14 protein-coding genes, 2 tRNA genes and 1 pseudogene are annotated in these 15,029 nt (G+C 39.7%); 16 read left to right on the forward strand and 1 reads right to left on the reverse strand.

All coding sequences use genetic code 11. From position 1 onward, the window contains the following. Positions 1-32 precede the first annotated feature (32 nt). Positions 33-983: a DNA-binding protein WhiA gene (gene whiA / locus JN080_RS05785; protein WP_256234971.1), complete on the forward strand. Its 951-nt coding sequence runs from the start codon at positions 33-35 to the stop codon at positions 981-983. Between the two features lie 27 nt (positions 984-1,010). After that, the gene (locus JN080_RS05790) at positions 1,011-1,268 is read left to right on the forward strand and encodes an HPr family phosphocarrier protein (RefSeq protein ID WP_256234972.1); all 258 of its coding nucleotides are present in this window, start codon (positions 1,011-1,013) and stop codon (positions 1,266-1,268) included. A gap of 149 nt (positions 1,269-1,417) precedes the next feature. Here JN080_RS05790 and clpP read toward each other — a convergent pair whose 3' ends face one another. Next, positions 1,418-2,017, reverse strand: coding sequence for an ATP-dependent Clp endopeptidase proteolytic subunit ClpP (gene clpP, locus JN080_RS05795; RefSeq protein ID WP_256234973.1), 600 nt, complete (start codon positions 2,015-2,017; stop codon positions 1,418-1,420). Positions 2,018-2,239: 222 nt separating this feature from the next. Between clpP and JN080_RS05800 the strand changes: the two genes are divergently transcribed. The 14 genes and pseudogenes from JN080_RS05800 to secG all read left to right on the forward strand — a co-directional run bounded on the left by JN080_RS05800 (position 2,240) and on the right by secG (position 14,890). Then, a tRNA-Arg gene (locus tag JN080_RS05800) sits at positions 2,240-2,311 on the forward strand. Positions 2,312-2,438: 127 nt separating this feature from the next. Further along, positions 2,439-2,963, forward strand: coding sequence for a tyrosine-type recombinase/integrase (locus JN080_RS05805; protein ID WP_256234974.1), 525 nt, complete (start codon positions 2,439-2,441; stop codon positions 2,961-2,963). 28 nt (positions 2,964-2,991) lie between these two features. Continuing rightward, positions 2,992-3,110: pseudogene (locus tag JN080_RS30125) on the forward strand (recombinase zinc ribbon domain-containing protein); the annotation flags it as partial. Positions 3,111-3,416: 306 nt separating this feature from the next. Next, positions 3,417-3,908, forward strand: a complete 492-nt coding sequence (locus tag JN080_RS05815; protein WP_256234975.1) for a hypothetical protein — start codon at positions 3,417-3,419, stop codon at positions 3,906-3,908. A gap of 455 nt (positions 3,909-4,363) precedes the next feature. Next, positions 4,364-4,436, forward strand: a tRNA-Arg gene (locus JN080_RS05820). A gap of 172 nt (positions 4,437-4,608) precedes the next feature. Further along, positions 4,609-5,913 (forward strand): RNA polymerase factor sigma-54, encoded by a 1,305-nt coding sequence (gene rpoN / locus JN080_RS05825; RefSeq protein WP_256234976.1) that lies wholly within the window; start codon positions 4,609-4,611, stop codon positions 5,911-5,913. Between the two features lie 385 nt (positions 5,914-6,298). After that, entirely contained in the window at positions 6,299-6,547 is a 249-nt protein-coding gene (locus tag JN080_RS05830) for a glutaredoxin family protein (RefSeq protein WP_256234977.1), read from the forward strand. A gap of 132 nt (positions 6,548-6,679) precedes the next feature. Beyond that, a complete protein-coding gene (locus tag JN080_RS05835) occupies positions 6,680-7,702 on the forward strand; it encodes a sugar-binding transcriptional regulator (protein ID WP_256234978.1) in 1,023 nt (340 codons plus the stop codon). Between the two features lie 52 nt (positions 7,703-7,754). Beyond that, a complete protein-coding gene (gene gap, locus JN080_RS05840) occupies positions 7,755-8,762 on the forward strand; it encodes a type I glyceraldehyde-3-phosphate dehydrogenase (RefSeq protein WP_256234979.1) in 1,008 nt (335 codons plus the stop codon). Between the two features lie 322 nt (positions 8,763-9,084). Continuing rightward, complete coding sequence (locus JN080_RS05845; protein ID WP_256234980.1) at positions 9,085-10,269, forward strand: phosphoglycerate kinase; 1,185 nt, start codon at positions 9,085-9,087, stop codon at positions 10,267-10,269. Positions 10,270-10,430: 161 nt separating this feature from the next. Then, a complete protein-coding gene (gene tpiA, locus JN080_RS05850) occupies positions 10,431-11,192 on the forward strand; it encodes a triose-phosphate isomerase (RefSeq protein ID WP_256234981.1) in 762 nt (253 codons plus the stop codon). Then, on the forward strand, positions 11,185-12,717 hold the full coding sequence (gene gpmI, locus JN080_RS05855) for a 2,3-bisphosphoglycerate-independent phosphoglycerate mutase (protein WP_256234982.1): 1,533 nt from the start codon (positions 11,185-11,187) through the stop codon (positions 12,715-12,717). The genes tpiA and gpmI overlap by 8 nt, the downstream gene beginning before the upstream one ends. Positions 12,718-12,741: 24 nt before the next feature. Then, on the forward strand, positions 12,742-14,040 hold the full coding sequence (eno, locus tag JN080_RS05860; RefSeq protein ID WP_256234983.1) for a phosphopyruvate hydratase: 1,299 nt from the start codon (positions 12,742-12,744) through the stop codon (positions 14,038-14,040). A gap of 616 nt (positions 14,041-14,656) precedes the next feature. Further along, positions 14,657-14,890 carry a preprotein translocase subunit SecG gene (secG, locus tag JN080_RS05865; protein ID WP_256234984.1) on the forward strand — a complete coding sequence of 78 codons (234 nt, stop codon included), beginning with the start codon at positions 14,657-14,659 and terminating at the stop codon, positions 14,888-14,890. The last annotated feature ends 139 nt before the right edge of the window (positions 14,891-15,029 follow it).

Below are 15,029 nucleotides of genomic sequence, written 5' to 3' on the forward strand. Positions count from 1 at the left end.
GGTTCGGATTGGTGCAGATAGGTGGTGAAGGGATGTCTTTCGCTTCGGAAACGAAAAAAGAATTAACAAATCTAGAATTGAAGTCTTGTTGCAGCAAATCCGAGCTTTCTGCTCTCATTCGAATGAATGGTTCACTATCTTTTTCCAGCCGGAAAATGGTTGTTGATATTCAAACTGAAAACGCAGCGATTGCAAGAAGAATCTATACATTAATTAAAAAGAATTATCAGGTTCAGGTGGATCTGCTGGTCAGGAAAAAAATGCGCTTGAAAAAAAATAACGTCTACATCGTCCGTTTAACGGAGCAGGCCAAGGTAATTCTTGAGGATTTAAAAATACTAGGTGAAGGCTTTACCTTTACCCACGACATTTCAAGTGAACTGATCAAAAAGAAATGCTGTAAACGTTCTTATTTGAGGGGTGCTTTTCTGGCAGGAGGATCCGTAAATAATCCGGAAACGTCCTCTTACCATTTAGAAGTCGCATCGCTTTATAAGGATCATAATGATTCTTTATGTGAATTAATGAATATGTTTGGGTTAAACAGTAAAACCTTGGAGCGTAAAAAAGGCTATATTACCTATTTAAAAGAGGCTGAAAAGATTACTGAGTTTCTTAATATTATTGGAGCTCATAATGCCTTGTTGCGCTTTGAGGATGTCCGTATTGTTAGAGATATGAGAAACTCCGTTAATCGGCTTGTCAATTGCGAAACAGCAAATTTAAATAAAACAATTGGGGCATCCTTAAGACAAGTCGAAAATATCCGTTTTATTGATCGAATTGTAGGTCTCCATATATTGCCAGATAAATTACGAGAAATTGCTGAGTTGCGTGTCACCTATCAAGATGTTACATTAAAGGAATTAGGCGAAATGGTGTCAGGTGGGACGATCAGCAAGTCCGGTATTAACCACCGTTTACGAAAAATTGATGAAATTGCTGAAAAATTGCGAGCCGGTGAAATGGCTCCGAAAAAATAGAGAAACAAGCTTGAGGAGGCATGTGTGATGCAAGTAAAACAAGTAGAAGTTAAATTAAAAACAGGGCTTCAAGCCCGTCCAGCTGCATTGTTCGTTCAGGAGGCAAACCGATTTTCATCTGATATTTTTCTTGAAAAAGATGGGAAAAAGGTAAATGCAAAGAGTATCATGGGTTTAATGAGCCTGGCAGTTAGCTCTGGGACTGAGATTAACATTATTGCAGACGGCGATGATGAACAAAATGCGATTGCATCGCTTGCAGAGTTTATTCAAAAAGAAAGCTAAAAAAAAGGGTTTGACTGATTCATGTCAAACCCTTTTTTTAGATCCTAAACCCAAACTAGCCATAGTTTAAACTGGTTTAACAAAAAAATAGAACACCCCCGGATGAAATCATCGAGGGGTGTTAGGTTTTAAAATCAATATGTTTCTTATTATTTTTTATCAATCAATGGATTTCTGGTAATGATGTGGTCAATCAGACCGTATTCCTTTGCTTTTTCCGCAGTCATGAAGTTATCGCGGTCTGTATCTCTCGAGATCACTTCAATTGGCTGGCCAGAGCGTTCTGCTAAAATGCCATTCAACTTTTCACGAAGGAAGAGGATTCGTTTTGCAGCAATTTCAATTTCAGTTGCTTGACCTTGTGCGCCGCCAAGAGGCTGGTGAATCATGACTTCAGCGTTTGGTAACGCATAGCGTTTTCCTTTTGCACCTGCAGTAAGCAAGAAGGCACCCATTGATGCAGCCATACCGATACAAATTGTTTGTACATCAGGCTTAATGAATTGCATTGTATCATAAATAGCCATTCCAGCTGTGATGCTTCCACCAGGGCTGTTAATGTAAATGGATATGTCTTTTTCTGGATTTTCTGCTTCGAGGAATAATAATTGTGCCACAATGGAGTTGGCAACATTATCATCAATTGCACTTCCAAGCATAATAATCCGGTCTTTTAATAAACGGGAATAAATATCATATGCTCTTTCACCCCGATTGGTTTGTTCAATAACTGTAGGGATCAAATTCATAGTTCTTCCTCCTTTAATATGTAAAATTATTAAAAAATCGTTCGTATAGTTATCATACACTGATGGTCAATAAAGGTCAAACATATCGTTCTTGAATCGTTCGACAATCTTCACCGTGCAGCAACCCATCCATCATGATAACCAACGATTTTATTTTTAAACATAAAATATACTTGCAAAGATGAGAAACATGACTTATAATAGGTAAGTCGCAATCAATTAGCCCTCGTGGTGCAACGGATAGCACGTAAGCCTCCGAAGCTTAAAATGTGAGTTCGATTCTCGCCGAGGGCATCTCAAGACCTTCTTGTTGTTGAGTTTTTCAACGCAATGAGGTCTTTTTTCGTTTTTAAGGTTTGGATGCTTTTCAATTTCGTGTACCACGCAACGAATAACACGCAATGGGGGGCATTTTAGCATTATGGCACGAAGAACAACGGTTAGTACAAAAGTTTTGGAAAAGCTAATTATCGTACAGGAGCAGCCAGTTAAAAATTTTAAACAAGCGTCCGAGGAGTTTTTGAAGCATTGCCGTATCAAAGGACTGTCGGACGGTACCATCAAGTTTTATCAGAAGGAACTAAAGGGATTGTTCGTAGCGTTAATTGACCGTTATGCAAGACGAGTTCCTATGACTAAGCGGTTGAAAACGGCATATGTCTCAGAACTGGGGCTCTTAGAGGAAACTGAAGCTCTGTTTGTAAGTGTCGAGAATGCCCCAATAAACGCTTGGACGGTTCAAGAGCGTCTGAAGCATTACGGAGTGATTTCTAAGGTCGAGGACTTAGTCCCAGTAAGTCCACACACATTTCGTAGGACGTTCTGTCGGTTAAAAGTTGAAGCTGGAGTAAATCTGTTTGTGCTACAACGGTTGACGGGACACAGCGACCTAGAGATGTTACAGCGTTTAGACTTAGAGCAAGCGATTGAAAAGGGATTCGAGTGAGGCTTCCATTACGGGAGCCTTTTTTGTTCTCCTTAGCGGATTGCTATGTTGTGGAGATTGCGGAAATGCGATGACGGGTCGCAAAGCAAAGAATTGGGGCAAATATGTATACGAATACACTTGCTTAAGAACACCTCGGGATTGAAGAAGGATCTTTCTGATGCAATATATTCGTACTGTTCATAAAAAAATGTTACTGCTTCTTCTTTATTTTCATCTTAAAAAGCTAATCCAATTAACGTTATAAGTCTTCGACGATTGACTGCTCCACCATTATCTTAAGCCATTTAACGTTATTTTTAAGCATATCGAGACTGATAAACTATTACTAAATTCTCCATAGGGTCTTTTATTCGAATGAATATTTCCCTGTTTTTGGAAAGAATAAGTATCCCTATCCGATGACAATATAATTAGTGTTATAAATAACATTATTCTCAAGGAGGATTTTAGATGACTGACAAAAAACATATTGAGAAAGAAGTTAACCAAGCTGCTGAAGCCGAGTTTGCTGAAGAGATTTCCCAATTAAGAAGTCAAATTAGTGTATTAAAAAATCAAGTTGGAAATCCACAGTCTTATGCAACTCAAGGACAGCAGGGGCAAATGCAAGGACAGGGACAACAAGGACAACAAGGACAGCAAAATCAATTAATTCAACAATTAAATCAATTTAGTAATCAGACCCAACAACAGCTTAGACAATCGGATCAACAGCTTCAACAGTCCATTCAGCAAGCAATTCAAATTCTTACTCAGGGATTACAAACTGTAGGCTCTAATCAAGCATTAAATCAAGTTAACCAAGCTATCAGGCAGGCTGAGCAACAACTTAATCAAATACAACAGCAGTATCAGCAGTATCTTCAAATGCAACCGAATCAACAAATGCAACAAATGCAACAATCTCAACCGAATCAACAATCTTCTCAATTAATTCAATGATAATCTTGGTTTATATCTAAACAATTAGCTTTTCCCGAAACCTTCAAGAATGTTTGTTCATTTTCCTTGTTATCCATAGGTATTAAACAGTCTTAAGTTATGAGGAGGGAGCGTCAATTCGACGCTCTCTTTTGGCAGGGTGCATTTGCAATTCCTTCTTTTTTAATTACCACTTATAACGCATTCTTCCACTAACCTGCAACGTTAGCTAAAGAAAATCTATCCCTTTAACACAGACATTTAAATGTACTTACTCTACTCCACTACAACGATGATTGTAGGGCTTTTTTTATGTTTAATTTTCGGATGCATGCAGCAAAACTCACTTTTGGGACGAAGTATCAAATGCAAGGGAACATTTTATAAATTTTTTTACTTTGGATGTAGCAACACCATATTTCGGGACGGAGTATGAGGTATAAGGTAATTTTCTCATTAGTCCAAAGACCTTTTGAGCCGATTGTGGTGCAACGGATAGCACGTAAGCCTCCGAAGCTTAAAATGTGAGTTCGATTCTCGCCGAGGGCATCTCAAGCCTCCTGTCATTCAGTTGACGGGAGGCTTTTTTAAAAGTTTTTGCCGGTTAGCATCCGAGAATTGATGACGATTTTCATATTTTATTAAATACTACTTTTCCCATCTTAAATTTTGTTATCAATTCACTTCCAATATTGTAAAATAGGAATAAGGGGGATTGGATATGAATTTGAAGGCAGGATTATGGCAGCAGCAGACATTGAAGCTGACAATGACTCAAGAATTGTCACAGGCAATTGCCCTGCTGCAATATTCGACACATGAATTAACTGAATTTTTGGAGAATAAGTCACTTGAGAACCCCTTGATAACGATCGGAGCTGCACCAGGTCAGCAACGAAAGAAAAAGGGGAAAGCAGAAAAGAGCAAATCCGATTGGATCGAACAGATTGCCGATAAGTCTTTTTCTCTAGAAGAGCTATTACTATCGCAATTAAATTTTAAAAAATACTCAAAATTACAATTATCCACAATTAAAACCTTATTAGAATATTTAGATGAGAGCGGTTACTTTAGAGGGGATACTGAAGAAATAGCTAAAAAAAGAACGATTTCCAAGGAGCTAGTCGAAGAATGTCTTAAAATTATCCAAGGACTTGAGCCAGTAGGAGTGGGTGCAAGGAACCTTCAGGAATGTTTACTGATTCAAATTGAGTGGGAATATCCAGACGATGAACTTGCCCAAAAAATTATAGCTGATCATTTTGTGCTATTTGCTGAAAAAAAGTGGAAGCCTCTTGCAAAAGAATTGCAGGTATCGGTGAAGGAAATCCAGGATGTTTTTGATAGAGTTCAGGAATTAAACCCAAAGCCGTGCGCAGAATTTTCAACCGACCAAACCTATTACATTGTTCCAGATGCGATAATCGAAGTAACGAGCGAGGGTGTTTCGGTCCGTTTATGGGAGGCAGCGATCCCTAAAATAAACTTCAATGAATCCTATTATAAGCAGTTTTCAACGAGCGGGGATCATCAGGTGGGAAAATTTCTGCAAGAAAAAATGCAAGATTTTCAATGGATTATGAAAAGTATTGAACAGCGGAAGGAAACATTGGCAAGGGTCATTATGAAAATAACCGAAAAGCAGTCTGAATTTTTTCTAAAGGGCCCTAAATACTTAAACCCGATGACAATGAAGGAACTGGCTCAGGAGCTTGATGTTCACGAATCAACGATCAGCCGTGCTGTTCGTGAAAAATTTGTGCAAACACCTTCAGGAACGATTCCGCTTAAATCCTTTTTCTCAAGTACCATTCAAACCGTTTCAGATGAGAACACATCCTCATCGCAAGTCAAAAATGCACTATCCCTTTTGATTGAAAAAGAGAACAAGGAAAATCCTTTTTCCGACCAAGAAATTGTCGAGCTGCTAAAAGCAAAGGAAGGCATTGTGGTTTCAAGACGGACTGTGGCAAAGTATCGGGACCAATTAGGAATCCCTTCGTCAACAAAAAGAAAGAGATACTAAGAAAAGCGAAAGCGCCCGAATAAAGGAACGTCGACTAAAACCCGCCACTTCCTGTGGCGAACGTCGACGTCAGCACATCCTGTGCAAGTCCATATGGACTGGAGCTCATCGACCGAGATAAAGGAAACACGAAGAACGTAAGCGATTCGAAGTTGACTTATCGTAGGGAGATGGGCGAAGTACACTAGTCGATGGGCACTTGCCGACTAAGAGCGCCGCCGTCCTGGCGGCAACGTCGGCACTAGCACATCCTCGAAAAAGCTAACGCGTTTCCTTCGTGTGACGCAAAGCTGCCGAAGCTATGCTTGTCCTGTGCGTCGAAGCTAGACAGTTATCATCGTTCAAAATGATATATTTTATCCTTAAAAAAAGGAGATTTTTCGTTATGCCTCAAACGACTCTTACCTTATACACCCGTCAGCAATGCCACCTTTGTGAACAAGCAAAGCAGGCAATCATGGAGTTGAAAGATGAGTACCTATTTCATTTGGAAGAATTCGACATTGATCAAAATGATGAGTTAACAGAGCGATATGGACTGATGATTCCAGTGGTTTTGATTAACGGAGAAGAGGTGGCTTTTGGCCAAATTAATAAATTTATTTTAAGTAATCGCTTGCAAAAGAAGTTTTGAGTTGAAATTGATTTTAACTCCTGTTAGAATGGGTTTTGTAGCAGGGGTGATTTTTTTTGGCTGTTGTGGGACATAATATGTCTACGTGGGACAGATGACGGCCATGTACAACTTACAAAGGAGCTACAATTTATGCGATCGTTCATTGATATCCAAAGAACATTATTACCGGACCTTCTTCAAGTTATGCAGAAAAGGTATACCATTCTCCGTTACATAAGCTTTATGCAACCAGTCGGCAGAAGAAGTCTTGCTGCCAGTCTTGGGTATACCGAGCGAATTCTTCGAAGTGAAGTTGATTTTTTAAAAGATCAAAACTTAGTTAATGCAAATAAAGTGGGAATGAGTTTAACCTTGGAAGGAAAAAATTTACTCGAAGACCTTGAGGGAGTAATGCGAGAACTAAGAGGATTCAATGAAATGGAGCTGGAGCTAAAGCATCGCCTTGGGATCCATAGGGTAATGATTGTGCCTGGAGATAGTGATGAAACTCCGATGGCAAAAATAGAACTTGGAAGAGCGTGTGCTGTCTGCATGAAAAGGCTTCTCGGAGGGGAAAATATCATAGCTGTAACTGGTGGTTCAACAATGGCTGCTGTTGCTGAACAGCTTACCCCTGATTTAGGTGAGAATAATATTTTGTTTGTGCCTGCCCGTGGTGGTATTGGTGAAGACGTTCAGAACCAAGCAAATGTGATTTGTGCAAACATGGCTCAAAATACTCATTCAAAGCATCGAGTTTTTTATGTGCCAGATCAAGTTAGCACTGTGATATACGAATCACTGATTAAAGAGCCAGGTATCCATGAAATTCTAGGGCTGATTCAATCTGCAAGCATGGTTTTACATGGGATCGGAGACGCTATTACAATGGCAGAACGCAGAAAGACAAGCCAAGAGCTCCTCCAAAAGCTTAAGGATGGAAATGCAGCTGGTGAAGCGTTTGGATATTATTTTAATGAAGACGGCGAAATTATTCATAAGTCATTAATTATTGGATTGCAATTGGATGACTTGGCGAAAATCCCCCATATCATTGCTGTTGCCGGCGGCTCAAGCAAAGCAAAGGCAATCCGGTCCTATATGAGACAGGCACCCTCATCAACCATTTTAATTACAGATGAAGGTGCTGCTAAAAAGTTATTGAAAGGGTAATTCCTTTTTAAATAAAAATATTATTTTCACGCCTACAAAGGAGGAACTTTAAATGACAGTAAAAGTTGGTATTAATGGATTTGGACGTATCGGACGTAATGTTTTCCGTGCTGCCTTGACAAACTCGAATATTGAAATTATTGCAATTAATGATTTAACAGATGCAAATATGCTTGCGCATCTATTAAAATATGACACTGTGCATGGTACACTTGCAGAGGATGTTACTGTAGATGGAGAATACCTAGTTGTTGGTGGCAAGAAGGTAAAGGTTCTTGCTGAACGTGACCCTGCACAGCTTGGCTGGGGCGACCTTGGCGTAGAAGTTGTTGTTGAATCAACAGGCCGCTTCACAAAACGTGATGGCGCTGCAAAACATCTTGAAGCAGGTGCAAAGAAAGTCATTATCTCCGCTCCAGGAACAGATGAAGATATCACAATTGTTATGGGCGTTAACCAAGATAAATATGACCCAGCTAACCATCATGTGATCTCAAATGCATCTTGTACAACAAACTGCCTTGCACCATTTGCAAAGGTATTAAATGATCAATTTGGCATCAAACGCGGGATGATGACAACTGTTCACTCCTATACAAATGACCAACAAATTCTTGACTTACCACATAAAGACTATCGCCGTGCTCGTGCAGCTGCTGAAAATATTATTCCAACAACAACAGGGGCTGCAAAAGCAGTTGCACTTGTTATTCCTGAACTAAAAGGAAAATTAAATGGTATGGCTATGCGTGTACCAACTCCAAATGTATCTGTCGTTGACCTAGTAGCAGAATTAGACAAAGACGTTACAGTTGAAGAGGTAAACGGAGCATTAAAAGCTGCTGCTGAAGGCGAATTAAAAGGAATTTTAGCATACACTGAACTTCCTCTTGTTTCCAAAGATTACAATGGTACAACTGTTTCTTCTACAGTTGATGCTTTATCAACAATGGTGCTTGAAGGCAACATGGTAAAAGTACTTTCTTGGTACGATAATGAAGTTGGCTACTCTAACCGCGTTGTTGACCTTGTCGACTACATCGCCAAAAAAGGATTTTAATTTTAACTCATCCATTTATGGACTGTATTGGTAATTTTATTAAGAAGCGTCTATAATGAACTAGGGTTATTTAAATGTTTTTCAAAGGGGAGCGGGGAGGATTCCCCACTCCTTTTTCTATGGAAAAGGGCGGAGCACCGCGAAAGTTAATCCGCAAATCCAATAGCAGAGGAAAAGATACATTTTGCGATTTGAATGTAGTGAGCATGACTCTGCTCACATGGCAAGGATGGTTCTCTGAATAATTTTAGGGAGGATGTGGCGAGTAACGCCATATTGGTTTTCTATGCATTTCTACTTACAATTAGGAGGGTCCTAACGCATGAACAAAAAAACAGTAAAAGATGTAGATATGAAAGGAAAACGCGTGTTTTGCCGGGTTGATTTTAATGTTCCGATGCAGGAAGGAAAAATCACCGATGAAACACGGATTCGTGCTGCGCTTCCAACCATTCAGTATTTAATTGAACAGGGAGCAAAAGTGATTTTAGCAAGCCATCTTGGCCGTCCAAAAGGAAAAGTTGTCGAAGAAATGCGCTTAACACCGGTAGCCGTACGACTTGCTGAATTGCTCGGTCAAGATGTTAAAAAGGCGGATGAAGCCTACGGAGATTCCGTTAAATCACTGATTGGCACCATGAATGAAGGCGATGTACTGCTGCTTGAAAATGTTCGTTTTTATCCTGGAGAGGAGAAAAATGATCCAGAGCTTGCAAAACAATTTTCTGAGCTGGCTGATGTTTATGTCAACGACGCATTTGGTGCAGCACACCGTGCCCATGCATCAACAGAAGGAATTGCCCATCATCTTCCGGCTGTTTCCGGCTTTTTAATGGAAAAAGAGCTTGAAGTTTTAGGAAAAGCTCTATCAAATCCGGAACGTCCTTTCACAGCCATTATTGGAGGCGCCAAAGTAAAAGACAAAATAGGCGTTATTGATAATCTTTTAGAAAAAGTTGATAATTTGATTATTGGCGGCGGTTTGGCCTATACATTTGTTAAGGCACAAGGCCATGAAATCGGCAAATCACTTCTAGAAGAGGACAAGGTTGATTTGGCTAAATCATTTATTGAAAAAGCAAAAGAAAAAGGCGTAAACTTCTACATGCCGGTTGATGCTGTTGTTGCAGATGAATTTTCAGCGGATGCCAATTCAAAGGTCGTTCCGATTGAAGAAATCCCTGCTGATTGGCAAGCACTTGATATCGGACCAAAAACCGAAGAAATTTATCGCGATGTAATTCAAAAATCAAAATTGGTGATTTGGAATGGACCAATGGGTGTTTTTGAAATGGATAAATTTGCAGGTGGAACAAAGGCTGTTGCCCAAGCTCTTGCTGATTCTGAAGGTACATATTCTGTGATCGGGGGCGGTGATTCTGCTGCTGCAGTTGAAAAGTTTGATCTAGCAGACAAAATGAGTCACATTTCAACTGGAGGCGGCGCATCGCTTGAGTTTATGGAAGGAAAAGAACTTCCAGGTGTAGTGGCTTTAAATGATAAATAAGAAAGCGGAAGCGCTCGTTTAGCGACGTACATTAGTCGCGGGCGGCTTAGCCGACTAAGAGCACCGCCGTCCTGTCGGCAACATCGGAACTAGCACTTCCTGTACGTCGAGTTAGACAGTAAGAAATTGTTGCAAAAGCACTTATGAGAGGACGTACCAGCATGAGGAGACCAATTATTGCAGGAAATTGGAAAATGTATAAGACACTTTCCGAAGCAAAAAGTTTTGCCGAAGAAGTGAAGGGTCGTGTTCCTTCAAAGCAAAAGGTAGAGTCAGTCATCTGTGCACCAGCATTATTTTTACACAGCCTTGTCGAAGCAACAAAAGAAACCAATGTAGAAATTGGTGCGCAAACGATGCATTTTGAGGAAAACGGTGCTTTTACAGGTGAAATCAGCCCAAAGGCACTTCAAGATTTAGGAGTGAAATATGTTATTATTGGTCACTCTGAACGGCGCCAGATGTTTAATGAAACAGACGAAACAGTAAACAAAAAAACACTGTCAGCATTTAAATACAACCTATTGCCAATTGTTTGTGTTGGTGAAACAGTAGAACAACGTGAAAATGGCAAAACACTTGAACTAATCAGCGCTCAAGTGAAGGCTGCTTTAGCTGGACTTTCAACTGAACAAGTAAAACAAACAGTTATTGCGTATGAACCAATTTGGGCCATTGGTACAGGAAAGTCTTCGACTGCTGAAGATGCAAATGAGGTATGTGCCCTTATTCGCAAGGTAGTTGCTGAACAATTTTCCGAGGATGCAGCGGAAGCCTTACGAATTCAATACGGCGGAAGTGTAAAACCAGGAAATATTAAAGAGTATATGGCCCAGCCAGATATTGATGGTGCTCTTGTCGGCGGCGCAAGCCTTGAAGCACAATCATTTTTACAATTAGTGGAGGCAGGAAGTTATGAGTAAATCTCCGGTAGCCATAATCATCTTGGATGGTTTTGGATGCAGAAAAGAAACAAAGGGAAATGCAGTTGCACAGGCGAAAAAGCCTAACTTTGACGGATTTTGGGAAAAGTATCCTCATGCCCAACTTTTAGCTAGTGGGGAAGCCGTTGGTCTTCCAGAAGGACAAATGGGAAATTCAGAAGTGGGTCACATGAATATCGGCGGAGGCCGGATTGTTTATCAAAACTTAACAAGGGTGAATATTGCGATTCGTGAAGGCGAATTTGAAAAAAATGAAACCTTCCTTGGTGCGATTGATCACGTAAAGAAAAATGGAACAAGTCTACATCTTTTCGGTTTGCTTTCTGATGGCGGGGTTCACAGCCATATTGATCATATGTTTGCTTTGCTTAAGCTCGCAGCTGATCAGGGCGTTGAAAAAGTGTATGTTCACGCATTCCTTGATGGACGTGATGTTGGGCCCCAAACTGCAAAATCATACATTCAGCAGACACTCGATAAAATGAAAGAATATGGCGTTGGCGAATTTGCAACGATTTCAGGACGCTATTATTCGATGGACAGGGACAAGCGGTGGGAGCGCGTTGAAAAATCGTATCGTTCCATGGTTTACGGGGAAGGTCCTAGTTACACGGATCCGCTTGAGCTAGTTGAGGATTCTTATCAACATGGGATTTATGACGAATTCGTTCTACCATCTGTTATTACAAAAGAAGATGGAACACCGGTTGCAACGATTCAAGATAACGATGCTGTTATTTTTTACAATTTCCGACCAGACCGGGCTGTCCAAATTTCCAATACGTTTACAAATAAGGATTTCCGTTCATTTGACCGTGGACCGAAGCATCCAAAAGATTTATACTTTGTCTGCTTGACCTTTTTCAACGAATCAGTTGATGGCTATGTGGCCTTTAAAGCAACGAACTTGGACAACACACTTGGAGAAGTTTTATCGCAGCATGGCTTAAAACAATTAAGAATTGCAGAAACAGAAAAGTATCCGCATGTTACTTACTTTATGAGCGGCGGTCGTGAGGAAAAATTCCCTGGAGAAGAACGGATTTTAATTAATTCGCCTAAGGTTGCCACTTATGACCTGCAACCGGAAATGAGTGCCTATGAAGTAACGGATGCTCTTTTAAAAGAAATTCAAGCGGATCACTTTGATGCAATTCTTTTAAACTTTGCAAATCCTGATATGGTTGGACATTCAGGAAAGCTTGAGCCAACCATCAAAGCAATTGAAGCTGTTGATGAATGTCTAGGAAAAGTTGTCAATTTAATCCTTGAAAAAGGCGGTGCAGCAATTATTACTGCCGACCACGGTAATTCTGATGAAGTGGTTACCCTTGAAGGAAAACCAATGACTGCACATACAACAAACCCTGTTCCAGTCATTGTGACAAAGCCAGGGGTAGAATTGCACGACGGTATTCTTGCTGATTTAGCACCAACGATGTTGGATCTTCTTGGTATTGAACCACCGAAAGAAATGACAGGAAAATCAATTATTACTAAATAATTTACATTATAAGGAGAGATACAAATGCCATTTATTGTTGATGTATATGCACGTGAAGTATTAGATTCCCGCGGTAACCCTACTGTTGAAGTTGAAGTTTTAACTGAATCAGGTGCATTTGGACGCGCACTAGTTCCAAGCGGCGCTTCTACAGGTGAATACGAGGCTGTTGAACTTCGTGACGGCGACAAAGAACGCTATCTTGGCAAGGGTGTTCTAAAAGCAGTTTCAAACGTAAACGATATTATTGCTCCTGTATTAGTTGGTGAAGAATTTAGCGTCCTTGATCAAGTAGGCGTGGATAGTCGTTTGATTGAGCTTGATGGAACTGAAAATAAAGGGAAGTTGGGCGCTAATGCAATCTTAGGCGTTTCCATGGCAGTTGCCCGCGCTGCTGCTGATTATTTGGACATACCTTTATATCAATACTTTGGAGGTTTTAACGCTAAACAACTTCCTGTTCCTATGATGAACATTGTTAATGGTGGAGAGCATGCGGATAATAACGTTGACATTCAAGAATTCATGGTTATGCCTGTTGGTGCTCCAAATTTTAGAGAAGCATTGCGTATGGGTGCTGAAGTATTCCATAACTTAAAATCAGTTCTTAAAGAAAAAGGTCTTAACACTGCAGTTGGTGATGAAGGCGGTTTTGCTCCAAACTTAGGTTCAAATGAAGAAGCACTTCAAACGATTATTGAAGCAATAAAAAAAGCTGGATACAAGCCTGGCGAAGACGTAATGCTTGCAATGGATGCAGCTTCTTCAGAGTTTTACAACAAAGAAGATAAAAAATACCATCTTGCAGGTGAAGGTGTCGTGAAAACTTCTGAAGAAATGGTTGCTTGGTACGAAGAGCTTGTTTCGAAATACCCAATCATTTCAATTGAAGACGGCTTAGATGAAAATGACTGGGAAGGTCACAAGCTTCTAACTGAACGCCTTGGTAAAAAAGTGCAACTAGTCGGTGACGACTTATTTGTAACCAATACGAAAAAATTAGCAGAAGGAATCGAAAAAGGAATTGCTAACTCAATTCTTATTAAAGTGAACCAAATCGGTACCCTTACTGAAACATTTGACGCCATTGAAATGGCAAAACGTGCTGGATACACAGCAGTTATTTCCCACCGTTCTGGTGAAACAGAAGACAGCACAATTGCTGATATTGCTGTTGCAACAAATGCTGGGCAAATTAAAACTGGTTCAGCTTCCCGTACTGACCGTATCGCAAAATACAACCAGTTGCTTCGTATCGAAGACCAATTAGGTGAAACAGCACAATTTAACGGAATTAAATCTTTCTACAACTTGAAGAAGTAATTTTTGTTGAATGACTTTTCCATTGAATTAGGTCGGACAAGTCAAACTGGTGTGGCTTCAATTATGTGATACGGAAACATGAATTTAGTCATTCTCTTAAAACCTCCTATTTATGTGTGATAAATAGGAGGTTTTTTTGTATGTTAAAACTGATTTTTTTGAAAAAAACTGTGAACTGGAATGATTTAACGAACAAAGTTTGTCTATATTCTAACATTTAAAGAAAATTTGGGTATATTAGTTTTAATTGTTATTCAGAGTGCTATTTTAGTTCACTATCTTCCATATCGTCTAGGAACAATCATCTTTTGTTAAATCTCTTATTATCATATCTTTTGATAGAGTTCGTCCTCAATTACCATATTTAACATTTCTATTGCCTTTACTTTGAGTTTGCAGACTTGTTCCTTAAGAAGTAAATCAACCATTTTGCGCCTCCTTTACGATCAATAGTATCAGGGGAATACCCGGTATGCTTTTTATTGATGAAAGTAGTTATTATCCTAAAAATTTACAAGCCTTTAACAGTTGACACACATCGTTCTATTGTTAAAAGAAGCGAAATATGGTAAATTTAAAATACTGTGACATGTACGTCTAACAGGAGGTGTCTTACATGCATGCATTGGTTGTAACATTATTAGTAATCGTTAGTATTGGACTTATAATTGTTGTGTTACTACAATCAGGGAAAAGCGCAGGCTTATCTGGTGCCATTTCCGGTGGAGCCGAGCAATTATTCGGGAAACAAAAAGCACGCGGTATTGACTTGATCTTACACCGCATTACAGTTGTATTATCGGTATTGTTCTTTTTGCTGGCGATTGGAGTTACCTATTTTAAAATATAATCTTGATTGGTGCACAAACCTGGCGGATCGGCCGGGTTTTTTATTTGACAAGATCTTAATATCTGTAATTTATTCTTAAATTCACGATAACAGAAATAAACATGAAAAAAAGTGCCAGTATGATTCCCGAACTCATGCA

Source organism: Bacillus sp. EB600 (assembly GCF_024494385.1).
GTDB lineage: Bacteria > Bacillota > Bacilli > Bacillales > Cytobacillaceae > JAEVLT01.

Coding starts and splice junctions, on each gene's coding strand:
- JN080_RS05805 (WP_256234974.1), top strand. CDS start 2,439: ATGGCACGAAGAACAACGGTTAGTACAAAAGTTTTGGAAAAGCTAATT.
- JN080_RS05845 (WP_256234980.1), top strand. CDS start 9,085: ATGAACAAAAAAACAGTAAAAGATGTAGATATGAAAGGAAAACGCGTG.
- JN080_RS05815 (WP_256234975.1), top strand. CDS start 3,417: ATGACTGACAAAAAACATATTGAGAAAGAAGTTAACCAAGCTGCTGAA.
- secG (WP_256234984.1), top strand. CDS start 14,657: ATGCATGCATTGGTTGTAACATTATTAGTAATCGTTAGTATTGGACTT.
- JN080_RS05835 (WP_256234978.1), top strand. CDS start 6,680: ATGCGATCGTTCATTGATATCCAAAGAACATTATTACCGGACCTTCTT.
- eno (WP_256234983.1), top strand. CDS start 12,742: ATGCCATTTATTGTTGATGTATATGCACGTGAAGTATTAGATTCCCGC.
- rpoN (WP_256234976.1), top strand. CDS start 4,609: ATGAATTTGAAGGCAGGATTATGGCAGCAGCAGACATTGAAGCTGACA.
- whiA (WP_256234971.1), top strand. CDS start 33: ATGTCTTTCGCTTCGGAAACGAAAAAAGAATTAACAAATCTAGAATTG.
- gpmI (WP_256234982.1), top strand. CDS start 11,185: ATGAGTAAATCTCCGGTAGCCATAATCATCTTGGATGGTTTTGGATGC.
- JN080_RS05790 (WP_256234972.1), top strand. CDS start 1,011: ATGCAAGTAAAACAAGTAGAAGTTAAATTAAAAACAGGGCTTCAAGCC.
- tpiA (WP_256234981.1), top strand. CDS start 10,431: ATGAGGAGACCAATTATTGCAGGAAATTGGAAAATGTATAAGACACTT.
- JN080_RS05830 (WP_256234977.1), top strand. CDS start 6,299: ATGCCTCAAACGACTCTTACCTTATACACCCGTCAGCAATGCCACCTT.
- clpP (WP_256234973.1), bottom strand. CDS start 2,017: ATGAATTTGATCCCTACAGTTATTGAACAAACCAATCGGGGTGAAAGA.
- gap (WP_256234979.1), top strand. CDS start 7,755: ATGACAGTAAAAGTTGGTATTAATGGATTTGGACGTATCGGACGTAAT.